Origin of the sequence: Frigoribacterium sp. CFBP 13605, assembly GCF_014839405.1 — a bacterium.
GTDB lineage: Bacteria > Actinomycetota > Actinomycetes > Actinomycetales > Microbacteriaceae > Frigoribacterium.
The window spans coordinates 1-23,750 of sequence record NZ_JACYNS010000035.1; the positions used below are offsets into that span (position 1 = coordinate 1).

A 23,750-nucleotide genomic window follows, 5' to 3' on the forward strand; every position below is an offset into this window, starting at 1 on the left:
GGCCTCGGGCCGCGAGGTCGCCGACGTGGCCGCCGACCCGGCCGGTGCCGCCGAGCGCGCGGCCGGGGAGTGGGGCTGCACGGTGCTCGTCAAGGGGCACCGCACGTACGTCGCCTCGCCCGGCGGCACGCGCCTCGTCGCCGCCAGCGCGCCGACGTGGTTGGCCACCGCCGGCGCGGGCGATGCGCTCGGGGGAGTCCTGGGGGCCCTGGTCGCGACGCACGCCGACGAGATCGCCGCGGACGAGGAGGCGCTGGCCCGGTCGGCCGCGACGGCTGCGGTGCTCCATGGCCTCGCGGCGTCCCGGGCGGGTGCCGGCGGACCGTTCACGGTGCTCGGCCTGGTCGACGCCCTCCCCGCCACGATCGCCGAGTTGCTGCGCCGGGGCTGAGCCGGGCCCAGGCGCACGGCACGACGAGTTGAGCGTCGCACCGCCGACATCGGCGGTGCGACGCTCAGGTCGTGGTGCGGCGCTCGACGCGCGAGCGCCCGGGACTCAGGAGGCGGGGGTCGCCGCCACGAGGAACTCGACCGTTCCCTGGTCTTCGACCTTGACGAAGCCGAGGCTCGGCGCGTCGACGCCGTAGTCCGAGAAGGTCACCGGGATCGACCCGCTCACCTGGACACCGTCGCCCGACAGGGCCGCCTGCAGGGGCACCGTGACGGTCTTCGTGACGCCGTGCATGGTCAGCTCGCCGGTCGCGTCCACCTTGGCCACGTCACCGTCGGAGGGGACGGCCGCCTCGATCGGCTGGGTCAGCGTGAACGTGGCCGTGGGGTACTGGTTCACCTGCATGGCCGTGCCCCGGAAGTAGTCGTCGCGGTTGCCGCTGTCGGTCGCGATCGAGGCGACGTCGACGTCGATGGTGGCCGCCGAGATGGTCGTCCCGTAGACGGTGATCGTGCCGGAGACCTGGTCGGTCTTGCCGACGACGGTGACGTCGGTGCCGTTCAGCACCTCGTCGACGCGGTAGCCGGCCGTGCTGCCGTCACCGATGCTCCAGTCGCCTGCGAGCTGGCTGGGGTCGAGCGTGCTCGACCCGGGGGTGAGGGAGGCGGTGGGCGCGGCCTCGGGTTGGCCGACGATCACGTCGCGGTAGAAGGCCGGCCCGGCGAAGGCCGCGGTGGCCCCCAGGACGACGACGGCTGCGGCGACGCCGAGCCCGATCTTGGTCTTCTTCTTCATGGTCTTCGTCCTTCGGAGGGGTCGGCGTGACGCGCGGCGAGTCCACGGGGCTGAACCGATGGTGACGTGTCTCCTTCGCAAGAACCTGGGAGACGCAGGTGAAGACGGTGGGCGCCCGAGCGGGCCGAGTCGGACCGGGCCCGGGTCCAGAGCTGGCCCTGGCCCGGGGCCGGTGCCGGGGCCGGTGCCGGTCGATCCCGGTCAGTGAGCGGTGAACCGCGTGAGGAACTCCTGGGTGCGCACCTCGCGGGGGGCCGTGAAGAGCTGCGCGGGCGGACCCTGCTCGGCGATCCGGCCCCGGTCGAGGAAGACGACCCGGTCGGCGACGTCGCGGGCGAAGGCCATCTCGTGCGTCGCCATGAGGATCGTCGTGCCGACCTCCTTCAGCGTGCGCACGAGGTCGAGCACCTCGCCCACCAGCTCGGGGTCGAGGGCGCTCGTGATCTCGTCGAGCAGCAGCACGGCGGGTCGCGGGGCGAGGGCCCGGGCGATGGCGACCCGCTGCTGCTGTCCGCCCGAGAGGCGGTCGGGGTAGGCGCCGGCCTTGTCGCCGAGACCCACGCGCGTGAGGACCTCGAGGGCACGCTCGTTCGCCGCGGCCTTGGGTTGGCGCAGCACGTGGCGACTGGCCAGGGCGACGTTGTCGAGCACGGTCAGGTGCGGGAAGAGGTTGAAGTGCTGGAAGACGACGCCGATGCGGGCCCGGACGGCGTCGACGCGCACCCGGGGGTCGGTGATGTCGTCGTCGCCGAGCACGATGCGTCCGTCGTCGATCTGCTCGAGCAGGTTCACGGTGCGGAGCAGCGTCGACTTGCCCGAGCCGCTGGCGCCGATCAGCGCCACGACCTCGTCCCGCGCGACGTCCAGGTCGATGCCGTCGAGCACGACCGTGTCGCCGAAGGACTTGCGGACCCCTTCGAGGCGCAGCACTGTCTCGGGGCTGGGGCTGGGGCTGGGGCTGGGGCCGGGGCCGAGGGCTGCGGGGGTGACGGGCACCGCGCCTCCTGGGGTGGGGTCGGGGGTGGAGATGCTCATACGACGCTGCCCGCCTGTTCGCGACGACGGAGGCGCGCCGACAGCCAGTCGGTCAGCCAGATGGTCGGCAGGGCCAGCAGCACGAACAACAGCCCGGCGAGCACGTAGGGCGTGAAGTTCGCCGCGGTCGCGGTCTCGATCTGGGCGGCGCGGACGGCGTCGACCGCCCCGAGCACCGAGATGAGACCGACGTCTTTCTGCATCGAGACGAAGTCGTTCATGAGGGCGGGCGTGACCTTGCGCAGTGCCTGCGGGAACACGACGAGGCGGAGGGTCTTGGCGTGGCTGAGGCCGAGCGACCGGGCCGCGAGGCGCTGCGACGGGTGGACGGCGTCGATGCCGGCGCGGATGACCTCGGACACGTAGGCCGAGTAGGTGAGGACCAGCGCGATCGTGCCCCAGAACTCGGCGGGCAGGCGTGGGATGCCGAGCCCGAGGCCCGGCACGCCGAAGCCGACGAGGTAGAGCACGATGATCAGCGGCATGCCGCGGAAGAGGTCGGTGTAGCCCCGCACCAGCGCCCGGACGGGGAAGAAGACCGGACCCCGCAGGGTGCGCAGTGCCGACAGGACGGTGCTGACGACGGCCACGCCGACGGCGGCGACCAGCAGGACCCGCACGTTCAGCCAGAGGCCCTCGATCACGCGGGGCCACGCCGACGCGAAGGTGGCCCCGTCGAGGAAGCTGAACTGCACTCGGGACCAGCCGGGCGTGCTGGTGACCGCCCACCACGCGAGGGCGGCGAAGGCGACCGTGCTGACGGCGGCGATCACCACGGAGCGGGTCGACTGTCGTCGACGGAAGGCGCGCCGGTCGAGTTCGAGGTCGCTGACGGCCACCGGGCCGGCCGCGACCGTACGAGGCGCTACGACAGCTCTTTCACGTCGTAGTCGGCCAGCCACTGCTTCTGCAGCTCGGCGAGCGTGCCGTCGGCCCGGAGGTCGTCGACGGCCTTCGTGACGTCGGCGGTCAACGAGCTGCCGAGCGGCAGGACGATGCCGAGCTGGTCGCTCGCCCCGTCGGTGGCGGGCAGCTGGCCGAGCACGACGCCGCCCTCGACGAAGTACGTGGCCGTGGGGACGTCGAGCACGATGGCGTCGACCTGGCCGGCCTCGAGGGCCGCCTTGGCGTCGTCGTTCGAGTTGTAGGCCTGGACTCCGCCCTCGGGGTCGATGGCGTCCTCGGCGGCGGTGAAGCTCGTCGTGCCGCTCTGGGCGCCGATGGCGAGGCCCTTCAGGTCGGCGATCGAGGTGGCGTCGGCCGCGGAGGTGCCGGGCAGGGTGACGACCGCCTGGCGCGTCTCGTAGTAGGCGGGCGAGAAGTCGACGGCCTTCTTGCGCTGGTCGGTGATCGAGAACTGCTGCAGGTTGAGGTCGAAGGTCTTCGGCCCGGGCGCGATGGCCTCGTCGAACGTGGTCCGCACCCAGACGACGTCGGAGTCGTCGTAGCCCAGCTTCTCGGCGACCGCGTAGGCGACGGCGGCCTCGTAGCCCTTGCCCGAGGTCGGGTCGTCGTCCTCGACCCACGGGCCGTAGGCCGGTTCACCCGTCGCGACGGTGATCTTGCCGTCGGTGACCGGAGCGACGGCCGCCCCGTCGGCACCCGCGCCCCCGTCGGACGAGCAGGCGGCGAGCGACCCGGCCAGCACGAGGGCGGCGGCGGTCGCGACGAGTCGGAGGGAGGCGGGTCTGCGCATGAGAGGGATCGTAGCGGCGACCGCGGACGTCGGCCGACGCATGACGCCCGGCGTCGGGGCCGGCGGCTAGCCTGTGGGCATGCCGACTTCCGTGCCCCCCGCGTCGGCCACCCCCGGGGCACCGATCGTCCGCGCGGCGCGGACGTCGGGCACCCGGCCCGTCGCCGACGGCCCGACGACGTTCGTCGACCGGGCGAGGTCGTTCGTGACGTCGCCGGTCGTGCTCGGCGTCGCCTTCGTGCTCGTGCACGCCTGGCTCGTCCGGCTCAACCTCGTCGGCGGCAACCGCACCCTGGGCGACGTCGACGTCGTCTACCGCACCTGGATGCAGCAGGGCGTCGGCGGGGGCGACTGGGTGGGCGTCGACCGACCGTGGGTCTACCCGCTGCTCGCCGCGGTGCCGATGCTGCTCGCCCGCCTGGGGGGCGACTCCGGGTACGGGGCCGTGTGGCTCGTGCTGGTGTCCCTGCTGAACGCCGGCGCCTTCGTCGTGCTCGTGGCGCGGCGGCGTGCCGGGTCCGTGGTCGCCGCCTGGTGGTGGCTGGCGTTCCTCGTCGCCCTCGGGCCGATCGCCCTCGGCCGCATCGACGCCGTCACGGTCTCGATCGCGCTGGTGGGGCTATTGCTCGTCTCGACACGGCCGTCGGCGGCGTCCGCCCTGCTCACGATCGCGGCCTGGGTCAAGGTCTGGCCCGCCGCTCTCGTGGTGGTCGCCGTCCTCGCCCTGCGTCGTCGGGTCGAGGTCGTCGTGGCGGCGGCGGTGACGAGTGCGGTCGTGGTGTCCGTCTCGCTCGTGCTCGGCAGCGGGTGGAACGTGTTCGGCTTCGTCGGCCAGCAGGCCGGTCGAGGTCTCCAGGTCGAGTCGCCCGCAGCCGTGCTCTGGCTCTGGCGCGCGGCCGCGGGGGTGCCCGGCACCTTCGTCTACTACGACCGCGAGATCCTGACGTACCAGATCGCCGGCGACGGGGTCGGGTTCGCCGCGAAGGCGATGAGCCTCGTGATGGCCGCGGTCGTGCTCGGCGTCGTGCTGCTGGGCTTGCGGGCCGTGCGCCGCGGGGTGACGGCCACGCGCCTCCTGGGTCCGTTGTCGCTCGCCGTCGTCGTCGCCCTGATCGTGACCAACAAGGTCGGTTCGCCGCAGTTCGTGGCCTGGCTCGCGGTGCCCGTCGTCGTCGGGCTCGTGCTCGCACGATCGGGCGGGCCGCGGTTCGTCGTGCCGGCGGTGGCGGCCGTGGTCGTCGCGGGGCTGACCCAGGTGGTCTACCCCCTCGAGTACGACGCCCTGCTCGCCGCGCGACCCGACCTGGTGGCCGTGGTCACCCTGCGGGCCGTGCTCGAGCTCGGACTGCTGGGGTGGACGGTCGTGACGCTCTGGCGCCTGCGGCCCGCACACGCGAGGATGGACGCATGATCGTCGCGTTCTCCGTCTCGCCCAGTGGTGCCGCTCCCGAGGGCGGGGCGTCCGCCGGCTCCGAGCCCGACTCGGTCCACTCGGCCGTCGCCGCCGCCGTCGCGGTCGTGCGGGCGTCCGGGCTGCCGAACCACACCTCGTCGATGTTCACCGAGATCGAGGGCGAGTGGGACGAGGTGATGGCCGTCGTCAAGGCCGCGACCGAGGCCGTCGGCGCCTTCGGCTCGCGCGTCTCCCTCGTGCTCAAGGCCGACATCCGGCCGGGACGCACCGGCGAACTGACCGGCAAGGTCGAACGACTCGAAGCCGCACTCGGCGACGCCTGACCGCATCACGCAGGGCCGGACCATCGTCGCGTCGGTCCGGCGTGGGGAACGGGACGCCGCCGTCAGCAGGCCGTGAGGGAGTCGACCCGCGACGAGAGGGCCTGCTGGCCTCCGAGCAGGACCACGTGCTCGGTCTGGAGGACGTCGAGGTCGTGCAGGATCGATGCGGGCACGCACGTGCCCGGCACGATGAACAGTGGCGACGAGGTCCGGGCTGCGAGGGCTGCGCCGGACAGCGCGTCGGGGTAGTTGACGCCGGTGGCGAGATAGACCGTGCCGGCTTCGTCGAACGCCCCGCGTGTGGTGTGGTGGGACACCTCGTAGCGATCGGCGCCGACGATCTGCCCGCCGCGGTCGGTGCCCGACAGGGACGTGGCGATGCCGGGGGACATGGCCCGCGGGCCTCCCACGCCGATGGCTGCAGGGCTGCCCAGATCGCCCCACAGCTCGCGCGTCGCGTCGTCGGCGCGTGCCGCCCGGCCGTCCACCATCACGAGCGGGGCGTCGGCCTCCGCAGCCGCGGCACCGGCCGAGAGGGCGTCCGCGAACCCCGAACCCGAGGCCAGGTACAGCACGCGGCCCGGTGAGGTGCCCGTGGTCGCGGCAGGGGCGTCGGACGAGACGAAGGCATAGCGCGCGATGGCTCGGGACGTCGCGTACCGATCGGCGCCACCGATGCGCACCACCGTCGAGCGCGGACCGCTCGTCGGGGTGGCCACGACGCCGAGGGCCTTCTCGACGTCCGGCGAGATCGAGACGGGACCACCGACGACGACGACCGTCTTCGGTCGCAGGCGCTTCAGCTCGGCGGCGACGACGTCGGGAACGGTGGTCGGGGTGACCAACAGGAGGGGGGCGTCGAGATGCGCCGCGGCCGGTCCGGCCGACAGCGCATCGGGGAAGCCCAGCCCGTTGGCGACGACGACCGTGCCGCCGGTCTCGGTGAACCGCGAGGACATGGCCGCAGCGACGGCGAAGCGATCGGGGCCGGAGATGCGGGTGGTGGTCTGACGAAGGGGCGGGAGGAGGACCGTTCCCACCGAGCGCGTCTCACCGCTGGCGACACGGAAGCGCGTCGCGTCGTCGCGGTTCTCCACACCGGGTGCGTAGCGTGGAGCGACGGCGGGGGCGGAGTCGTCGGTGCGGTTCAGGGGGAGGCCCGTCAACCGCACGACGTAGTCACCCGCCGGCAGCCCGTGGAACGCGAACGTCCCCTTCCGGATCGCCGCCCCCGTCGCGAGGTACCAACGACCTCGCGAGTCGGTCGTCCACGCTTCTGCGCTGAAGCCGACGTCGAGGGGGTCGTCGAGGACCGGGGTCACCGAACCCGTCAGGACGGCCGACTTCTCGACCTGCAGGTCGAGTCCCGAGAGCCGGGCGTCCTTGGCCACGGTCACGATCGTCGCGTCGGATTCGGCCGCGGCGCCCCCGAACCACGACGTCGAGAGGTCCGGCGCGTCGGGTGAGGGCCTGACCGAGGCGCGGATGCGGTAGCGGCCGGGGTCGACCGCGACCGAGTAGGCGCCTCTCGAGTCGGTCAGGGCCGACGAATGGTCGCCGGTGTCGACGTTGACGACCGAGATGTCGGCGTTGCCGACGGCGGCGAAGTCGTCACGACCCCCGCCGAGCCACACACGCCCCGCCAGGGCCTCCTGGACGACCAGTCGGGCGTCGACGTCGGTGACGGTCTGGCCGTCGGCCACGTCGAACCAGCGGGCTCCGGTGAGATCGTGGGCTCCACCCCAGTACTGGCTCCGGCGCGTGTCGCCGTCCTTGAACAGCACCGTGTAGCGACCCGCGGTCACGACCTCGAGGGTGTAGGCGCCCGTGGTGCGGTCGACGAACTGGGTCGAGCCCACCTCGGCTCCGTCGGGGCGGATCAACCGTGCCTCGGCGATGGAGTCGCTGCGCGAGGGATCCGTCCCCGTCAGGTGCCCGGTCACGTACCCCGTAGTCGCTGCGTGCGCCGGAGGGGGAACCGCCAGGCCGACCAGCGTGGAGACCAACACGAGCGCGACGACCGTCAGGGCCCCGACGAGGGTCCGCGTGGGAGGCCGGATCGGGTCGCCGGAGCCCCCGAGCCCTCGGAGGGTGGCGGCGGGGGAGGAGTCGGGTGCGGACATGCGAGAACCCATCGGGAAGGAACGGAACGCTCGAATCTAGCGGCACGGAGCGGCTCGACGCCAGATCGCTGGATGCGGGTGTTTCGCCGGACGGGTCGGAGTCCCGGCGGACGGTTGGCAACCGCCGGTCGAATCGATACGATCAGGAGGGAGGCGCGACGTGTCGCGCTCTTCCGCACGTGCCCTGCTCGATGACGAGCGAAGGTCGTTCCTCCCTTCTCCTCTGGCTCTTCTCGATCCGCAAAGGCCCGCTCGTGACCCACCTCTCCCGCCGTCGTCGCACGGCCGCCTTGATCGCCCTCGCCCTCGGCGGGTTCGGAATCGGCTCGACCGAGTTCGTCGCCATGGGACTCCTGCCGAACATGGCGGGCGACCTGCTGCCCGACCTCTACTCGCGGTCGGCCGACGCCGGCATCGCCCAGGCCGGCTGGTTGATCAGCGCCTACGCCCTCGGCGTCGTCGTCGGGGCCCCGACCATCGCCGCGATGTCGTCGCACTTCCCGAAGAAGAAGTTGCTCCTGGCGCTCCTCGCCGCCTTCACGGTCGGCACGATCGCGTCGGCACTGCTGCCGTCGTTCGGCTGGGTGCTGGCCGCCCGCTTCGCCGCGGGTCTGCCGCACGGCGCGTACTTCGGCATCGCGTCCATCGTCGCCGCGTCGATCATGGGTCCGGGCAACCGGGGCAAGGGCGTCGCGCTCGTCCTCAGCGGCCTGACGATCGCGAACGTCATCGGCGTGCCCTCGATCACCTGGCTCGGCCAGCAAGCCGGGTGGCGCGTCGCCTACCTCGCCGTGGCCCTCATCTTCGCCCTGACCTTCGCCGCCGTCGCCCTCGCCGTGCCGCACCAGGACGGCGACGCGTCCGCCTCGATGAAGCGCGAGCTGCGGGCGTTCAAGCAGCCCCAGGTGTGGCTCGTGATGGGCATCGGCGCCATCGGCTTCGGCGGGTTCTTCGCGGTCTACAGCTACATCGCCAACGCCGTCACCGAGGGCGCGGGCGTCTCCCAGGGCGTCGTGCCCTGGGTGCTCGTCACGGTCGGCGTCGGCATGACCATCGGGAACCTGCTCGGCGGTTGGCTGGCCGACCGGTCGCTCAAACTCGCCATGTACCTGGGCTTCGTCGGCCTCATCGCCGCGCTCTCGGCCTACGCGCTCACGTCGAGCTCGATCGTCGGCATCTTCGTCAGCACGTTCTTCGTCGGCCTCGTCGGCTCGAGCGTCGGCCCCTCGGTGCAGTCCCGCCTGATGGAGGTCGCGGGCGAGAGCCAGGTCATCGGCGCCGCCTTGAACCACTCGGCCATGAACCTCGGCAACAGCTTCGGCGCGTACCTCGGCGGCGCGGTCATCGCGGCGGGCCTCGGCTTCTCGGCACCCGGGTGGGTCGGCGTCGTGCTCGCCCTGGCCGGGGTCGTCCTGACCATGATCAGCTTCGGCATGCAGCGCCTCGACGACCGGCGCGGAGCGGCACGGGTCACGGCCGCCGAACGCGAGTCGGTCTCGGCCTAGCCGCCCTCGGGCCGCCGATGCGGGACGACAGGTCCCGAGGAGCCGCGGGTCGAGCAGACGACGAACGGCCCGGTTCCGAGGAGGCGCGGGTCATGCAGACGGCGAACGGCCCGGCCCCCGAGGGGGTCGGGCCGTTCTCCGCGTGAGGCCGGGCGTCAGAAGCTGGTCTGGGCCGGCGTGTCGGTCTGGAGGAGGATGCCGTCCTGGATGGCGCGCTTCCGGAGGGCGACCTTGGTGCCCACGTCGTAGCCGGCGACGCGGTACTTCTCGCGGATGCGCTTGAGGTAGCTCTTGGCGGTCTCTTCGCTGATGCCGAGCTGGTAGGCGACGGCCTTGACCGGCTCGCCACCGCCGTAGAGAGCCATGACGCGGCGTTCCTGCGCGCTGAGCTTCGGCACGCCACCCACCTCGGCGGCGTTGAGGGCCAGGTCGAGTTCGGCCGAGATGTACGACTCTCCCTTGGCGGCCGAGCGGATGGCCTCGACGATCATCTCGGCGTCCTCGCTCTTGACGAGGTACCCCAGGGCGCCGGCGGCGAGGGCCTCGCGCACCACGTTGGGCTCGGAGTAGGTGCTCATCAGCACGGTCTTGACGCCCGTCGTCTTGAGCGTGTTGATCTTGAGCGAGATCGGGATGTTGTCCTTCAGGTCGAGGTCGAGCAGGACGACGTCGACCGGGAACTCGGGGTGCGTGAGCAGCTCGGGCCAGGACGCGACGGCGGCGACCATCGAGATGTCGCTCGCGGCACCACGGATCCACTCGCTGAGGGCGCCCAGGAGCATCTTGTGGTCGTCTACGAGGGCGAGGCGGATGCGGTCGTCGTGGTCTGACACGTCGGGACCTTCTTTCAGGACGGAGTGGGGTTCATGCTACGGGCGGGGGTGGTGATGGGGCCGGGCCACGCGGGGTGCTCGGCGGGTCAGGCCTCGGCGGGGTTGTCCACGATGCAGTTGACCGAGATCTTGACGCTCGACTCGTGGGTCGAGACGACGTACTCACCGGCACGCTCGAGGGCGTTCCAGGTGGCGGGCGTGACGCGGTTGCGGCGGATGCCCGTGGTCGAGAGCACGACGGGCACGCAGACGCTGCGACCGGCGAAGGACTGGGACGCGGCGGTCACCGGGCCGAGGGTCAGCTGGATCGTCGTGCCCGGTGCGCGGCTCTTCGAGTCGCCGAGCAGCAACCAGACGCCCTGGAGCAGTCCGTCGCGCTGTGCCGGGGCGAGCAGGCCGGCGAGCGACGACGGGTCGACCAGCGCGACCGACCGGCCGAGGTACTCGGACTCGGTGACGGCGTGGTGCAGCCAGGTCTCGCGCCGGCCCTCGATGAGGTGCAGGCGCAGTTCGGTGGCGAGCGACGCGGCCTGCGACGCGACCTTGGGCGACAGGGGCAGGGGCACGTCGCCGTTCGCGACGCCGTCGAGCAGTTTCTCGGCCGCGAGGTCGAGTCGTGCCAGTTCGTCGCTGGCGAGCATGCCCACCGCGAATCGGGGCTGTGACACGTTGCTCTGCACGAGCACCCGGTCGAGTTCGACCTGCACCATGCGACGGAAGCGGTGCACGGCGAAGGTGGCGATGGCGCTCGGCAGGACGGCCAGGGCCACGACGGTGATCTGCTGCGGGCCCGAGTCGCTGGTCACGGGGGTCGAGAGGGCCACCATGACGACGAACGCCACGAAGAGCAGGGCGGTGGCCGTGACGACCTCTCGCACGGGCCTGAGGGTGACGATGGGCAGCAGGCCGAAGCCGACGGCGACGCTCGACGTGGCATAGGCGCCCACGTCGTGCAGCGGCCAGATGGCGACGAAGTCCAGCGTGACGACGACGGCCAGGACCACCCCGATCACGGCGAACACGCCCGTAGTCAACCGCTCGCCCCGGACGGTCACGAGCACGGCCGTGCCGATGAAGGTCGCCACGTAGAGCAGCCATGAGATCAGGACGGGGGCGACGTCGGGGTAGGCCGAGAGGTGGCTGAGGAAGAAGGCCAGGCCGTACACGGCCTGGAGCGCGGCGACCACGGCCGCGCCGACGCCCAGGTACCCGGTGCCGAGAGTGGCGCCGGCCGCACGGGCCTGGCGCAGCGATCGCGCTCCGGTCGAACTGATCGGCAGGCCGCGAGCGGCTCGGCGGCCCCGGACGATCCCGAAGGTGTTCTCGTCGACGCTCATCGCGGTGCCTCCAGGACGACGGTGGTGCCCGACCCGGGCGACGAGAACAGACGGGCGCTGCCGCCGACCTCGTGCAGCCGGCCGACGACGGACTCCTTGAAGCCCAGGCGCTCTTCGCTGATGCCGGCGAGGTCGAACCCGACGCCCGCATCCGTGACCATGGCACGGACCATCGAGTCGTCGTGGATGATCGTGACGTGGGCCTCGGTCACGCCGGCGTGACGCCGCACGTTCTCGAGGCACTCCGCGAGGGCCAGCAGGAACGCGTCGAGCACGTGGGTGGGCAGCAGGACCTGGCCGGTGCCGTGCCAGCTCACCTCGAGGCCCATGCGGCCGAAGCGCTGCTTGACCGACTCCAGGGTCTGGCCGAGCGGGGACTCCTCGACCGTCTCGAGGCTGTAGTCGCCCGACGCCTGCGGCTGCGGCGTGCCACCGAGACGGAGGTGGCGCAGCAGGCGTGCGTCCTCGGCGGCCTGGTCCTGGAGCGCCTGGGGCGTGACGCCGAACCCCGAGTGGGCGAGCAGGGTCAGCGTGGCCAGCACGGTGTCGTGCAGCAGGCGGGCGCCCTGCCGCCGCTGGGCCTCGGTCTCGCTGGCCTGACGTTCGGCCCGGTGGGCGTTGCCGATGCTGTAGATGCGGCGTGCCGCCAGGGGCACGGCGCGTCCGAGCCAGAGGCCCGTGACGAAGCAGGACACCCAGCCGAGCAGCACGGCCGCGACCGGGAAGGTGAACGGCGAGCCGGTCGCCAGGGCCACCAGGGTCAGTTCGACGACGAAGGCCACGACCGCCGTGGTCAGCCGTGGGCGACTGGACGAGAGCATGAGGCTGAAGGCGGCGGTCGCACCACCGGCCAGGGGGATGATCGCGGTGGCGAGCGGACCGTCGTCGGGGCCACCGGCGGGCAACAGGGCCACCACGGTCGCCGCGATGCCCGAGGCCAGCCCGACCGGGACCCAGACGCGGGCGCGCGGCCCGGTGACGAAGAGCAGCGACACGACGAGCAGAGCGGCGAGCGGGGCGATCGCCGCGAGGTGCAGGGGGTCGGTCACACCGGGGATGGCCAGGGCCACGACCGAGACCGCCGCGCAGGCGAGCCCCAGGGTGCGGGTCGTGCTGCTGAGCAGACGATCGCGCTCTTGGGCGAAGATGTCCATGATTCGTGAGTGGCTTCCGACGGTGGCGTCACGGCTGCCGGGTGGCTGGCGACTCCTCATGTTTTCACACCCAGCCCCCTCTCAGGGGGTCGTGCACGGCCCGAAACGCCGATTGTCGGGGTAACGATCCGGTCGCGATGCGGAACTGTACCCCGTGGTGTCCACCGAACTGGGGTCAGTCGAGCAGACGGCGCAGCTGGGCGCCCACCGCGTCGCCTTCGATGAGGAATCCGTCGTGCCCGTAGGGGCTCTCGACCACGGCCACGCCGTCGCCGTCCAGGCCGTGCCGCAGGTGTCGTGCGATGACCCGCTGGTCGGACACGGGGAAGAGCCGGTCGCTGTCGACGCCGAGCACCAGCGTCGGAGCCGTGATGCGGTTCAGCGCCGCCGCCACGCCGCCCCGGTCCCGCCCGACGTCGTGCGAGTTCATGGCACCGAGCAGGGTCACGTAGCTGCCCGCGTCGAAGCGGCGGGTGAACTTGTTGCCGTGGAAGTCGAGGTAGCTCTCGACCTGGAACCGTCCCGGACCGCCCAGCGGCGAGATCTCGCTCTGCCAGCTGCGACCGAAGCGGGCGTTCAGTTCGTCGGGCGAGCGGTAGTTGAGCAGGGCCATCCGCCGGGCGAGGGCGAGGCCGCGGTACGGGCCGTCGACCGCGTCGTAGTAGTCGCCGCCGTCGAAGGCGGCGTCCATCCGGATGGCCTCGTACTGCACCGTGTTCAGGGCGATCTGGTCGGCGCTCACGACCGGCGGCGCGGCCAGCACCGCGAGCCGGGCGACGCGCGAGGGGTGAGTGATCGCCCACTCGAGGGCGTGCATGCCGCCCATCGACCCGCCGACGACCGCGGCCCACCGCTCGATGCCGAGGTGGTCGGCCAACGCCGCCTGGGCGGCGACCTGGTCCCGGATCGTCAGGTGGGGGAACCTCGACCCCCACTCGACGGCGTCCGGAGCGAAGGACGAGGGGCCGGTGCTGCCCTGGCAGCCCCCGAGCACGTTCGGTGCGACGACGAACCAGCGGTCGGTGTCGATCGCGAGTCCCGGGCCGACGACGCCGTTCCACCAGCCCGCCGTGGGGTGGCCGGGGCCAGCCGCGCCGACGACGTGGCTGTCGCCGGTGAGGGCGTGCGAGACGAGCACGGCGTTGCTCCGCCCGGCGTCGAGTTCGCCCCAGGTCTCGACGGCGAGCCGCGGTCGGGGCAGCGTGACGCCGCTCTCGAGCACGAGGTCGTCCAGGGTCACGAACGACCGCCCGCCGGGGTCGTCGCCGTCGCGCCAGGCTCCGGTGACCGGCGGCCGGCCGAGCATCGCCAGGCGCGTGCGCTCGCTGATGACGCTCGACGGGACGGTGTCCTCGGGTGTGCTCTGCCAGTCCATGTGACGTCCATCCTGGACGAGCCGAGGAGGCGCGGTGCGTTTGTTACGCACACCGCGCCTCCTCGAGTCCACCGCGCAGGCCCCGACCGGCCGGCGCCCGTCCTAGCTGCTGCGGAGCGCCTCCCGGGTGACGGCGCGCGCCGCCGCGAAGCCCGCGTCGAGGTCGGCCTTCAGGTCGTCGACGTTCTCGAGGCCCACCGAGAGGCGGACGAGCCCCGGCGTGACGCCGGTCGTGAGCTGCTGCTCGGGGGTGAGCTGCGAGTGCGTCGTCGAGGCGGGGTGGATCACGAGGCTGCGCACGTCGCCGATGTTCGCGAGGTGGCTGAAGAGCTCGAGGGCGTCGACGAGCGCTCGGCCGGCGTCGACTCCTCCCTTGAGCTCGAAGGACAGCACGGCCCCGACGCCCTTGGGCGCGTACTTGTTCGCCGCCGCGTACCACGGGCTCGTCGGCAGGCCCGCGTAGTACACCGCGGCGACGTCGTCGCGGGCGTCGAGCCACTCCGCCACCTCTTGCGCGTTCTGGACGTGTCGCTCGATCCGCAGGCTGAGCGTCTCGATGCCCTGGATCAACGAGAAGGCCGTGTCGGGGCTGTTGGACGCCCCGAGGTCGCGCAGCAGTTGCACGCGCGCCTTGATGACGTAGGCGAGCGCGTCGCCGACGGCCTGCGTGTAGACGGCCCCGTGGTACGACGGGTCGGGCTGCGTCAGACCGGGGAAGCGCTCCGCGTGGGACGACCACGGGAAGGTCCCGCCGTCGACGATGAAGCCGCCGATGACGGTGCCGTGCCCGCCGAGGAACTTCGTCGCCGAGTGCACGACGATGTCGGCCCCGTGCTCGAGCGGCCGGATCAGGTACGGCGTCGCGATCGTGTTGTCCACGATCAGCGGGACGCCCTCGGCGTGCGCCACCCCGGACACCTTCTCGAGGTCGAGGATGTTGATCTTCGGGTTGCCGATCGTCTCAGCGAAGAACAGCTTCGTGTTCGGACGCACGGCGCGGCGCCACTCGTCGGCGTCGTCCTGGTTCTCGACGAACGTCGTCTCGATGCCGAGCTTCGCGAGCGTGTACTTGAAGAGGTTGTACGTGCCGCCGTAGATCGACGACGACGACACGATGTGGTCGCCCGCCTCGGCGATGTTCAGCACGGCGAAGGACGACGCGGCCTGGCCCGACGACACCAGCAGGGCACCCGTCCCGCCCTCGAGCGCGGCGATGCGCTTCTCCACGACGTCGTGGGTGGGGTTCATGATGCGCGAGTAGATGTTGCCGTTCTCGGCGAGGGCGAAGAGGTCCTGCGCGTGTTGCGCGTCCCGGAAGACGTACGACGTCGTCTTGTAGATCGGCGTGGCGCGGGCATGGGTCGTCGGGTCGGGCTGGGCCCCGGCGTGGATCTGCTGCGTCTCGAACTTCCAGGCGGGCTGGGCGTCGGTCATGGTGTGCTCCTGCGGTCGGGTGCGTGGGCCGGGGGCGTCGGCGGGGGTCTGCGGTGACAGCCACGGTACGGACCGTGCCCCCGACCGTCCACGATGCCGGACACGGGACGTAACGGGGCCGCTAGCGTGGGGCGGTGCGCCCGCAGCGGGCGACGACCACGAACGAGGCAACAGGAGGCAGACGTGGCGAAGCGGGTCGTGGTGACGGGAGCGAGCTCGGGCATCGGAGCGGCGACGGTGCGGTCGTTCCGCTCGCGCGGCTGGGAGGTCCTGGCCGTCGCGCGACGCGAGGACCGCCTCCGGGCGCTCGCCGACGAGACGGGGGCGGCCTGGTTCCGGGCCGACCTCACCAGCGACGACGACGTGGCCGCCCTGCGGGCCCACGTCGAGGAGACCGGACCGTTGCACGCCCTCGTCAACAACGCGGGTGGGGCGTTCGGACTCGACAGCGTCGAGAACGGCTCGATCGACGACTGGCAGCGCATGTTCGACGTCAACGTGCTGGGCACCAAGCGCGCGGTCACCGCCTTGCTGCCGTCGCTCCGCCGCGGAGCCGAGGAGGCGCGGGGTGCCGACATCGTGACCGTCACGTCGATCGCGGGTCACGTCGCCTACGAGAACGGCGGTGGCTACAACGCCTCGAAGTTCGCCGAGCACGCCCTCGTGGCCGTGCTGCGGCTCGAGCTGGCCGGGGAGCCGATCCGGGTGATCGAGATCGCGCCGGGCATGGTGCACACCGAGGAGTTCTCGCTCGTGCGCTTCGGCGGCGACCAGGACCGCGCCGACGCGGTCTACCGCGACGTCGAGTCGCCGTTGACGGCCGACGACGTGGCCGAGTCGATCGTGCACTCGGTCGAGCTGCCGGCCCACGTCAACCTCGACCTGGTGACCATCAAGCCCGTGGCCCAGGCGGCGACGTACAAGGTGGCCAAGGGCGAGCTCAGGGTCAAGAAGGACTGACCGAGCCGGCCCCGCCGTCCGAGCGGCTCTCGCGCAGCGCCGCGAGGTCGCCCTCGACGAGGTCGCGCAGGCGCTCGTGGCGCCCGTCGTCGTAGTCGTCGGCCGGGCGCGCGGCCCAGCCGAGCCGGTCGACGACCGTCTGCCCGACGTCGTCCCACGCCCGCGACCGGGCGTCCGCGACGACCTCGGCCACGAAGTCGTCGTCCTCCCGGCGGGCGGCCAGCGCCCGGGCCACTCCCTTCGACGCGGCCTCGCGGAGCTTCAGGGCGTCGGCGTCCTCGGGACGGTAGTCGAACTGGTGACGGGACTGGCCATACGACCGGCCGGTCATCCGACGCAGTCGGCGGACGCGCACCGCGGCCGACGTCTGCTCGGCCGTCAGGCGGTCGATCTCGTCGCGGGTGACCCGCGTCGCGACGTCCTCGTCGAACGGGAGGCGCTCCTGCAGGGCACGGCGGATGATCTGGTTCGTGACGGCCACCACCAGGGCCGCCCGGACGATCAACAGGCCTTCGTCGACCGCGCGCTCGAGCGCCGTGCGTTCCGCGCGACGGCGCGTTCCCGGTCCGTGGGGCACTGGTCGACGTCCTCTCGTGGTGGCGGGTCAGGCCCCGACCCTACCGGCGCGCGGGGGAGCGACGACCGGGTGGGCGGGGCCGCGACGGGTGGGCGGACGACGCGTCACACGGGTCACCAGCGGGTGGTTCCGGCGGGGGACGACCCGCTCGGCGACCGGGGGGACGTCGCCGACGGTGCCCGCGCCTCCTGCCGTCCGGGGCCCGGAGGGCCGCAGAACCGCGCGGGACGGCGAGCCTCACCCGGGGGGAGCCGGCGCGGACCGGCCCCCACCCGGCCGCCACCCGGACGTCACCCGGACGAGGCCCCCTCGAACGGGGGACCCCCTCGTTCTTCGTCTTCCCAGGAGGGACCCGTACCGTTGTGGAGGTCAGGACGTCCCGAACCCGAATCCGGGACGTGCCTCTGCCGTGGTCGCCCGAATCGACCGCCGGCCGACGACGTCGGGCCACCCCTCCCGACGACGCCACCCGAACGCACCCTCCGACGAGGGTCGCCACCCGAACGCGACGCCCTGCGGCGCGACGGCGACCGTCGACGAACCCAGAGGAACCCCCGTGACCCTCCGCGTCCGCACCTCCCTGCCTTCCGTCCCCCCGGCCCCCCGCGTCAGCGTCGTCGTCTGCGCCGACGAATCCACCCCCTTCGACGGCCTGACGGCCGCGCTCGACTCCGTCCTCCGCGACGGCGACGTGCACGACGTCCTCGTGGTCGTCGATCGGGCACCGCGACTCCGCGACCACCTGCGCCACCGGTACGACGACCTGCTCGTCGTCGACAACACCCGCACCCCGGGGCTCGCCGGCAGCCGCGACACCGGCATCGAGTCGGCACGCGGCGACGTCGTCGCGTTCCTCGACGCGGACTGCGTCGCCCACGCCGGCTGGGCCCGGGCGCTCGCCGCCCCGTTCGACCAGGTCGACGTCATCGCGGTCGTGGGACGGACCGAACCGACCTGGCCCGGTGCGGCCTCGTCCGCCCTGCCCGACGACCTGCTCTGGGCCGTGGACTGCACGCCCCGCTCGCGACCCGACGGCCTCGTCGGCCTCGACGACGTGGCGGGAGCGACCGTGGCCTTCCGACGGTGGGACCTGCTGCAGGTCGGTGGCCTGGCCAGCGGTGTCGACGCCCGTGAGGGCGTGCCCCGCGGCGCCGAGTTCGTCGGGCTGTGCCTGCGCCTCGCCGCGGACGAGCCGGAGGCGCGGGTCGTGTCGACCTCGTCGGCCAGGGTCTCGCGCACCGTGCGTCCCTCGCGGACGCGCCGGAGCTCGGTCGTCGGCGCCGCCGTGGACCGCGGCGTCACCCAGACCGCGCTGCGACGCTCCCTCGGCGGAGAAGCCGACACCGCCGTCGTCCCGGGCGTCACGGCCGCCCGCCTGGCCTCGGGCGCGTGGCGTTCGTTCGTCGGTCGTCGGCGCGGCACGGCGGTGCTGGCCGCCGCGGCCGTCGGTCTCGTGGCCGGTCGCCTGCTCGGGCTGCTGCGCGGAACGCACGTCGGTCTGCCGATCGACCAGCTCGAACCGCTGCGTTCGGCCACCGTCCGCCACTGACGTCTCCTGGTCGCGACGGCGTTCCCCGGGCCCCCACGGGTCCGGGGTCGCAAGATGGACGTGTGATCGTCCCGACCAGAGTCGCCGGCCTCGAGGCCCTCGACGAGTTCCTGCCCCTCGCCGGCTCCGCCTACGCCCGTGACCGGAACCACGACCTCGGGGTGTCACGCCGCACCGTCTCGGGGCTGTCGCCGTACCTCCGCCACCGTCTCGTGACGGAACGCGAGGTCGTCGGCGCGGTCCTCGAGCGTCACACGCTCGGTGCCGCGGAGAAGTTCGTGCAGGAGGTGTTCTGGCGCACCTACTGGAAGGGCTGGCTGGAGCAGAACCCCGAGGTGTGGCGGCGGTACCGACGGGACGTCGACCGCGCCGTCGACGCCGGCGTCCCCGCGGGGTACGACGAGGCGGTCGCCGGCCGCACCGGCATCGACGCGATGGACGCCTGGGTGCGCGAGCTCGTCGACACCGGGTACCTCCACAACCACGCGCGCATGTGGTTCGCCAGCATCTGGATCTTCACCCTCGGCCTTCCGTGGCACCTGGGCGCCGACTTCTTCCTCCGCCACCTGCTCGACGGGGACGCGGCCTCGAACACCCTGTCCTGGCGCTGGGTGGCGGGCCTGCAGACCGCCGGCAAGACCTACCTCGCGACGGCCTCGAACATCTCGCGCTTCACCGACGGGCGCTTCTCGCCCGAGGGTCTCGCCACCACGGCCAGGGCCCTCGACGAGGAGCCGTTGCCGCCACGGACGCCCGTCGAGGCCGCCGACGTCGTCGGCTCCCCGGGTGGGCGGGTCGGGCTGCTGCTCCACGAGGAGGACCTCGAGCCCGAGAGCCTGCTCGCCGAACGCCCCGGTCTCGTCGCGCGGCTGTCGGCCGTGGCCGTCTCCGCCGACCCCGGAGGCCGGTCCCCACAGGGCGCCTCCGCCGCCGTCGTGGCCTTCACGACGGGCGCTCGGGACGACGCGGCGACACGGACGCGGGACGCCGACGGTCGGCCCGCCCGGACGCCCACCGACGCACGGCCCGCCGCCGTCGTCGAGTGGGCGCGGTCCGAGGGGCTCGACACGGTGGTGACGCCGTACGCCCCGGTCGGTCCCGTCCAGGAGCGACTGACGTCCGTGCGCGGAGCCCTCTCTACCGAGGGGATCGACATCGTCACCGTCCGGCGGCGGTGGGACGGCGAGGCGTGGCCGTCCGCCTCCCGGGGCTTCTTCCCGTTCCGCGGTCGCATCCCCGAACTCGTCCGCCAGCTCTGAGGCGGCCCGGGGAGGGCCGGGGGCGGCAGCTCGTCCGAGGCTGTGGACCGCCCAGGCGGTCGCCCGTACCGTGGGCCACATGGACCAGACCATGCCGGGGGCCGAAGCCGATCCGGTGTCCCGCACCGCGCCTCCGTTGCTCCGCCCCGCGTTCATCCGACAGCACTGGGGCGGCCTGGCCTTCGCACACTGGCGGGTCGAGCCCGATCGCGTCGCCCCGCTGCTGCCGCCCGGCACGCGGCCCGACGTGTTCGACGGGTCGACCTGGGTCGGGCTCATCCCGTTCAAGCTGACGGGCAGCGCCTTCGGGCCGCTGCCCGCGGTGCCCTGGGCCGGGGACTTCCTCGAGACGAACGTGCGGCTGTACTCGGTCGACGCCCTGGGCCGACGCGGCGTGGTGTTCCGCACCCTCGAGGCGCAGCGCCTCGTCTCGGTACTCGCCGCGAACGTGGGCCTCGGTCTGCCGTATCGCTGGGCGTCGATGCGCGAGTCCCGGGTCGACGGGGTCGTGACGTACCGCAGCACCCGGCTCGGGCCAGGGGCGAACCCGTCGTCACGCCTGTCCGTCCGACCCACCGACGAGGTCGTCGACGGCGACCCGCTCGCCGAGTTCCTCACCGCCCGCTGGGGCATGCACGTCGCCCGCGGCGGGCGCACCCGGTACTGGCCGAACCGGCACGACACCTGGTCGCTGCGACGGGCCGAGCTCGTCGACCTCGACGACGAGCTCGTCGCCGACGGCGGCCTGCCGGGCGTCACCGACCGCGAGCCGGACTCGCTGCTGTGGTCCGACGGCGTCGACACGGTCTTCGCGCCTCCCGGGGGTGCCTGGGTCCCGGCGTGACGCGGGGCGCCCTGCGCGCGTTACGGTTGTCGGCATGGTCACCCCACCCGACGACAGCCAGGCCGCCCCCGCACGACCCGAGGTCGAAGCTCCCGAGCGGGAGGTGCTGGGCTGGCTCGAGTTCGGTGAGGCCGCTCGCCACCTGGCCTCCGACGTCGTCCAGGCGGGGTTCACGCCCGACGTGATCGTCGCCGTCGCCCGCGGGGGGCTCGTGCTCGCCGGTGCCGTGGCGTACGCGCTCGACACCAAGATGTGCGGTTCGATCAACGTCGAGTTCTACACGGGCGTCGACGAGCGGCTGCCCGAGCCCGTGTTGCTGCCCCCGACCCTCGACGCCCCGTCGCTCGAGGGCAAGAAGGTCCTCGTCGTCGACGACGTGTCCGACTCGGGGCGCACCCTCGTGCTCGTGCGCGACCTGCTCGCCGAGGTGGCCTCCGAGGTCCGCACGGTCTGCCTCTACAGCAAGCCCCGCACCGTGCTCGAACCCGACTTCGTCTGGAAGCGCACCGACCAGTGGATCACCTTCCCGTGGAGCGCACTGCCGCCCGTCACGCGTGAGGTCGGAGCGGGGGCGGGCGAGTGAGCATCCACCTGGTGGGCGGCGGCTGGTCGCCCGACGACACCGAGCTGTACGACCTCTTCGTCGCCGAGGCCGCCGTCCGCGGTGCCGCCGTCGGCCGGAGCGTGCCGCGCATCGCCGTGCTGATCGTCGTGGCCGACGACTCGCCGTCCGCCGAGTTCCGTGACGGGTACCCCGCCATGCTGGCCGCCGGGGGGCGCTGTGAGGCCCTGACCACCATCGTCTCCGCCGGGGACGAGTTCGACACCCGCGTGCTGAGCGACGTCGACGGCCTGCTGGTGGCGGGTGGGCTCACCCCCGCCTACCTCGACGCGGTCGCTCCGTTGATCGACCAGGTGCGCCTCCTGGTGGCCGACGGGCTGCCCTACCTCGGTTTCTCGGCCGGCGCCATGATCGCCGCGGACCGCGCCGTGCTCGGCGGCTGGTTGATCGGCGACGTCCCGGTCTGCCCCGAGGACGCGGCAGAAGACCTGGACGAGGTCACCCTCGCCGACGGCCTCGGCCTCGTCGACCTCGCCATCGACGTGCACGCCGCCCAGTGGGGCACCCTGACCAGGCTCATCGCCGCCACCGAGGCGGGACTCGTCCGTGGTGGCGTCGCCATCGACGAGAACACCGCCCTGGTCGTCGGCGAGGGCGCCCTCGCGGTGCTCGGCACCGGCAGCGTCTGGCGGGTCGAACCGCAGCTCGACGACGACGGCGAGATCGTCGGCGTCTCGGTCGGCACGCTCGGGGTCGAGTGACCGTCGAGGCGCACGACCACCGTCGACCGCTCTCGGAGCAGATCGACCCCTCGTGGGCGACCGCGCTCGAACCCGTGGCCGACCGCATCACCGACATGGGCGAGTACCTGCGAGCCGAGGTGCGCGCGGGGCGCGGTTACCTGCCCGCCGGCGAGGACGTGCTGCGCGCCTTCCGACAGCCGCTCGACGAGGTGCGCGTCCTGATCGTCGGTCAGGACCCCTACCCGACGCCCGGCCACCCGATCGGGCTGTCGTTCGCCGTCGACCCGCACGTGCGCCCGGTGCCGCGCAGCCTCGCGAACATCTATCGCGAGCTGCACGACGACCTCGGCGTCCCCGTCGTCGAGCACGGTGACCTGACCTCGTGGTCGCGCCACGGCGTGCTGCTGCTCAACCGGGTGCTCACGGTGCGTCCGGGCGAGACGGCGTCGCACCGCGGCAAGGGCTGGGAACCGGTCACGCAGCGCGCGATCGAGGTGCTCGCGGCGCGGGGAGGGCCCCTCGTGGCCATCCTCTGGGGCCGTGACGCGTCGGCGCTCAAGCCGATGCTCGGCGACGTCCCCTCGATCGAGTCGCCGCACCCGAGCCCCCTGTCGGCGTCGCGCGGGTTCTTCGGCTCGCGGCCGTTCAGCCGGGCGAACGAGCTGCTCGTCGCCCAGGGCGGCGACCCCGTCGACTGGACGCTCCCGCCCGCCGCCTGACGGTCCCGCACCCGGCGTGGCAGAGTGATCCCGTGCTCGAAGAGGAATACCAGCCCCGGCGTCGGCTTCCCCGAGCCCTCCGGCCCCCGGCCCCGGTCGAGCCCGGCTTCACGTTCGAGATCCGACCCACGACGCCCGCCGACCTGCCCTACGTCCAGGAGATCTACAACCATTACGTGGCGAACTCGTCCGTCACCTTCGACGAGGACGCGATGACCCTCGCCGAGTGGCGCCGCAAGTTCGCCTTCGTCACGACGCTCGGCATGCCGTTCCTCGTCGCGGTGAACCCGTCCGGCGAGGCCCTCGGCTATGCGCTCGCGACGCCGTGGGGCGGCAAGGCGGCCTACCGCTACACCGTCGAGAGCTCGATCTACCTGCGGGCCGCCTCGACCGGCAAGGGCCTCGGCCGTGCCCTGCTCGAGGCGCTCGTCGAGGCCTGCCGGGACGCGGGCATCCGCGAGATGATCGCGGTCATCGCCGACAAGAACGCCGAGGCGTCGATCGGCCTGCACGCGCGGCTCGGCTTCACCGAGGTCGGTCGCATGGGCCGGGTCGGCTTCAAGTTCGGCCGCTGGCTCGGCACGATCACGATGCAGAAGTCGCTCAAGAAGCGCCGCCGCGCCTGAACCTCAGGGCAGCGGGCCGACGATCTCCCGCAACATGCGTTCGGTCGCGTCGACGGTGCCGGGCTCGCCGCGCCAGAGCATGCGGACGATCAGGCCGTCGACGGCGAGGGCCACGACGTCGAGCCGCTCGCTCGGCACGCCGGTCCTCCTCAGCACGTGCTCGAGCGACGAGTACCAGAGGTCCGCGTCCTCGCGCAGCGACTCGTCCCGCATGGCGGTGAAGAGCAGCTCGTACTGCGCCCGGGCCGACCCGCGCTCGGTGATCGCGTACCGGACGAGCGTCTCGGCCAGGTCCGCCGAGGAGGCGCGCTCGAGTCGGTCGAAGGACCGCACCCAGTCCGTGGTCGCGTGGCGCAGCGCCGCCCGCAGCAGGTCGTCGCGTCCGGCGAAGTAGTACGTGGCCGCCGAGACCGGGACGCCGGCCGCGCGGGCCACCGCGCGGTGCGTCACGGCCGAGGGGCCGCCCGCCTCGAGGACGGCCAGGACGCCGTCGAGC

General features: G+C 72.8%; 24 protein-coding genes. 12 read left to right on the top strand and 12 right to left on the bottom strand.

Going from position 1 to position 23,750, the window contains the following annotated elements; genetic code table 11:
• Positions 1–391 (top strand): NAD(P)H-hydrate dehydratase (locus tag IFT36_RS08820; RefSeq protein ID WP_274598548.1); only part of this gene is annotated, 391 nt, incomplete at its 5' end.
• 105 nt (positions 392–496) lie between these two features.
• On the opposite strand, the gene IFT36_RS08825 is transcribed toward IFT36_RS08820, so the two are convergent.
• The 4 genes from IFT36_RS08825 to IFT36_RS08840 all read right to left on the bottom strand — a co-directional run bounded on the left by IFT36_RS08825 (position 497) and on the right by IFT36_RS08840 (position 3,917).
• Positions 497–1,186: a YceI family protein gene (locus tag IFT36_RS08825; protein WP_200412913.1), complete on the bottom strand. Its 690-nt coding sequence runs from the start codon at positions 1,184–1,186 to the stop codon at positions 497–499.
• A 201-nt stretch (positions 1,187–1,387) separates the two neighbouring features.
• Entirely contained in the window at positions 1,388–2,215 is an 828-nt protein-coding gene (locus IFT36_RS08830; protein ID WP_082460397.1) for an amino acid ABC transporter ATP-binding protein, read from the bottom strand.
• Positions 2,216–2,217: 2 nt separating this feature from the next.
• Positions 2,218–3,060, bottom strand: a complete 843-nt coding sequence (locus tag IFT36_RS08835; RefSeq protein ID WP_056046032.1) for an amino acid ABC transporter permease — start codon at positions 3,058–3,060, stop codon at positions 2,218–2,220.
• Positions 3,061–3,086: 26 nt separating this feature from the next.
• Positions 3,087–3,917: an ABC transporter substrate-binding protein gene (locus tag IFT36_RS08840; protein ID WP_123570287.1), complete on the bottom strand. Its 831-nt coding sequence runs from the start codon at positions 3,915–3,917 to the stop codon at positions 3,087–3,089.
• A 79-nt stretch (positions 3,918–3,996) separates the two neighbouring features.
• Here IFT36_RS08840 and IFT36_RS08845 point away from each other — a divergent pair, with 79 nt between their 5' ends.
• Both IFT36_RS08845 and IFT36_RS08850 read left to right on the top strand, forming a co-directional pair.
• Entirely contained in the window at positions 3,997–5,328 is a 1,332-nt protein-coding gene (locus IFT36_RS08845) for a glycosyltransferase 87 family protein (RefSeq protein ID WP_200412915.1), read from the top strand.
• Positions 5,325–5,654, top strand: a complete 330-nt coding sequence (locus IFT36_RS08850; RefSeq protein ID WP_200412916.1) for a thiamine-binding protein — start codon at positions 5,325–5,327, stop codon at positions 5,652–5,654. The genes IFT36_RS08845 and IFT36_RS08850 overlap by 4 nt, the downstream gene beginning before the upstream one ends.
• A 62-nt stretch (positions 5,655–5,716) precedes the next feature.
• On the opposite strand, the gene IFT36_RS08855 is transcribed toward IFT36_RS08850, so the two are convergent.
• On the bottom strand, positions 5,717–7,777 hold the full coding sequence (locus IFT36_RS08855) for a cell wall-binding repeat-containing protein (protein WP_200412917.1): 2,061 nt from the start codon (positions 7,775–7,777) through the stop codon (positions 5,717–5,719).
• A gap of 254 nt (positions 7,778–8,031) precedes the next feature.
• Between IFT36_RS08855 and IFT36_RS08860 the strand changes: the two genes are divergently transcribed.
• A complete protein-coding gene (locus IFT36_RS08860) occupies positions 8,032–9,282 on the top strand; it encodes an MFS transporter (RefSeq protein WP_307785071.1) in 1,251 nt (416 codons plus the stop codon).
• Between the two features lie 155 nt (positions 9,283–9,437).
• Here IFT36_RS08860 and IFT36_RS08865 read toward each other — a convergent pair whose 3' ends face one another.
• The 5 genes from IFT36_RS08865 to IFT36_RS08885 all read right to left on the bottom strand — a co-directional run bounded on the left by IFT36_RS08865 (position 9,438) and on the right by IFT36_RS08885 (position 15,415).
• Complete coding sequence (locus IFT36_RS08865) at positions 9,438–10,115, bottom strand: response regulator transcription factor (RefSeq protein ID WP_043593728.1); 678 nt, start codon at positions 10,113–10,115, stop codon at positions 9,438–9,440.
• Positions 10,116–10,201: 86 nt separating this feature from the next.
• Positions 10,202–11,452 carry a hypothetical protein gene (locus tag IFT36_RS08870; protein WP_056046027.1) on the bottom strand — a complete coding sequence of 417 codons (1,251 nt, stop codon included), beginning with the start codon at positions 11,450–11,452 and terminating at the stop codon, positions 10,202–10,204.
• Positions 11,449–12,606, bottom strand: coding sequence for a sensor histidine kinase (locus tag IFT36_RS08875; RefSeq protein WP_056046025.1), 1,158 nt, complete (start codon positions 12,604–12,606; stop codon positions 11,449–11,451). The genes IFT36_RS08870 and IFT36_RS08875 overlap by 4 nt, the downstream gene beginning before the upstream one ends.
• Positions 12,607–12,781: 175 nt before the next feature.
• Positions 12,782–13,981 (bottom strand): homoserine O-acetyltransferase MetX, encoded by a 1,200-nt coding sequence (gene metX / locus IFT36_RS08880; protein ID WP_192123337.1) that lies wholly within the window; start codon positions 13,979–13,981, stop codon positions 12,782–12,784.
• Positions 13,982–14,083: 102 nt separating this feature from the next.
• Positions 14,084–15,415: a bifunctional o-acetylhomoserine/o-acetylserine sulfhydrylase gene (locus IFT36_RS08885; RefSeq protein WP_200412919.1), complete on the bottom strand. Its 1,332-nt coding sequence runs from the start codon at positions 15,413–15,415 to the stop codon at positions 14,084–14,086.
• A gap of 183 nt (positions 15,416–15,598) precedes the next feature.
• Between IFT36_RS08885 and IFT36_RS08890 the strand changes: the two genes are divergently transcribed.
• A complete protein-coding gene (locus IFT36_RS08890) occupies positions 15,599–16,375 on the top strand; it encodes an SDR family oxidoreductase (protein WP_233568346.1) in 777 nt (258 codons plus the stop codon).
• Here the strand turns inward: IFT36_RS08890 and IFT36_RS08895 are convergent.
• The gene (locus tag IFT36_RS08895) at positions 16,362–16,952 is read right to left on the bottom strand and encodes a hypothetical protein (protein WP_159825284.1); all 591 of its coding nucleotides are present in this window, start codon (positions 16,950–16,952) and stop codon (positions 16,362–16,364) included. The two genes, IFT36_RS08890 and IFT36_RS08895, sit on opposite strands and share 14 nt — an antisense overlap.
• 556 nt (positions 16,953–17,508) lie before the next feature.
• Here IFT36_RS08895 and IFT36_RS16895 point away from each other — a divergent pair.
• The 7 genes from IFT36_RS16895 to IFT36_RS08930 all read left to right on the top strand — a co-directional run bounded on the left by IFT36_RS16895 (position 17,509) and on the right by IFT36_RS08930 (position 23,254).
• Complete coding sequence (locus IFT36_RS16895) at positions 17,509–18,501, top strand: glycosyltransferase family 2 protein (RefSeq protein WP_200412920.1); 993 nt, start codon at positions 17,509–17,511, stop codon at positions 18,499–18,501.
• A 62-nt stretch (positions 18,502–18,563) separates the two neighbouring features.
• The gene (locus IFT36_RS08905; RefSeq protein WP_200412921.1) at positions 18,564–19,760 is read left to right on the top strand and encodes an FAD-binding domain-containing protein; all 1,197 of its coding nucleotides are present in this window, start codon (positions 18,564–18,566) and stop codon (positions 19,758–19,760) included.
• Positions 19,761–19,839: 79 nt separating this feature from the next.
• Complete coding sequence (locus tag IFT36_RS08910) at positions 19,840–20,604, top strand: YqjF family protein (RefSeq protein WP_233568345.1); 765 nt, start codon at positions 19,840–19,842, stop codon at positions 20,602–20,604.
• 34 nt (positions 20,605–20,638) lie between these two features.
• Positions 20,639–21,187, top strand: coding sequence for a phosphoribosyltransferase (locus tag IFT36_RS08915; protein ID WP_056046006.1), 549 nt, complete (start codon positions 20,639–20,641; stop codon positions 21,185–21,187).
• Complete coding sequence (locus IFT36_RS08920; RefSeq protein ID WP_233568344.1) at positions 21,184–21,927, top strand: Type 1 glutamine amidotransferase-like domain-containing protein; 744 nt, start codon at positions 21,184–21,186, stop codon at positions 21,925–21,927. The genes IFT36_RS08915 and IFT36_RS08920 overlap by 4 nt, the downstream gene beginning before the upstream one ends.
• Positions 21,924–22,628, top strand: coding sequence for a uracil-DNA glycosylase (locus tag IFT36_RS08925; RefSeq protein ID WP_173151017.1), 705 nt, complete (start codon positions 21,924–21,926; stop codon positions 22,626–22,628). The genes IFT36_RS08920 and IFT36_RS08925 overlap by 4 nt, the downstream gene beginning before the upstream one ends.
• Before the next feature lie 32 nt (positions 22,629–22,660).
• Positions 22,661–23,254 carry a GNAT family N-acetyltransferase gene (locus IFT36_RS08930; protein ID WP_200412922.1) on the top strand — a complete coding sequence of 198 codons (594 nt, stop codon included), beginning with the start codon at positions 22,661–22,663 and terminating at the stop codon, positions 23,252–23,254.
• Between the two features lie 3 nt (positions 23,255–23,257).
• Here IFT36_RS08930 and IFT36_RS08935 read toward each other — a convergent pair.
• On the bottom strand, positions 23,258–23,750 hold a 493-nt coding region (locus IFT36_RS08935; RefSeq protein WP_200412923.1), incomplete at its 5' end, for a TetR/AcrR family transcriptional regulator.

Coding starts and splice junctions, on each gene's coding strand:
- IFT36_RS08825 (WP_200412913.1), bottom strand. CDS start 1,186: ATGAAGAAGAAGACCAAGATCGGGCTCGGCGTCGCCGCAGCCGTCGTC.
- IFT36_RS08840 (WP_123570287.1), bottom strand. CDS start 3,917: ATGCGCAGACCCGCCTCCCTCCGACTCGTCGCGACCGCCGCCGCCCTC.
- IFT36_RS08845 (WP_200412915.1), top strand. CDS start 3,997: ATGCCGACTTCCGTGCCCCCCGCGTCGGCCACCCCCGGGGCACCGATC.
- IFT36_RS08850 (WP_200412916.1), top strand. CDS start 5,325: ATGATCGTCGCGTTCTCCGTCTCGCCCAGTGGTGCCGCTCCCGAGGGC.
- IFT36_RS08855 (WP_200412917.1), bottom strand. CDS start 7,777: ATGTCCGCACCCGACTCCTCCCCCGCCGCCACCCTCCGAGGGCTCGGG.
- IFT36_RS08870 (WP_056046027.1), bottom strand. CDS start 11,452: ATGAGCGTCGACGAGAACACCTTCGGGATCGTCCGGGGCCGCCGAGCC.
- IFT36_RS08875 (WP_056046025.1), bottom strand. CDS start 12,606: ATGGACATCTTCGCCCAAGAGCGCGATCGTCTGCTCAGCAGCACGACC.
- metX (WP_192123337.1), bottom strand. CDS start 13,981: ATGGACTGGCAGAGCACACCCGAGGACACCGTCCCGTCGAGCGTCATC.
- IFT36_RS08885 (WP_200412919.1), bottom strand. CDS start 15,415: ATGACCGACGCCCAGCCCGCCTGGAAGTTCGAGACGCAGCAGATCCAC.
- IFT36_RS08910 (WP_233568345.1), top strand. CDS start 19,840: ATGGACCAGACCATGCCGGGGGCCGAAGCCGATCCGGTGTCCCGCACC.
- IFT36_RS08915 (WP_056046006.1), top strand. CDS start 20,639: ATGGTCACCCCACCCGACGACAGCCAGGCCGCCCCCGCACGACCCGAG.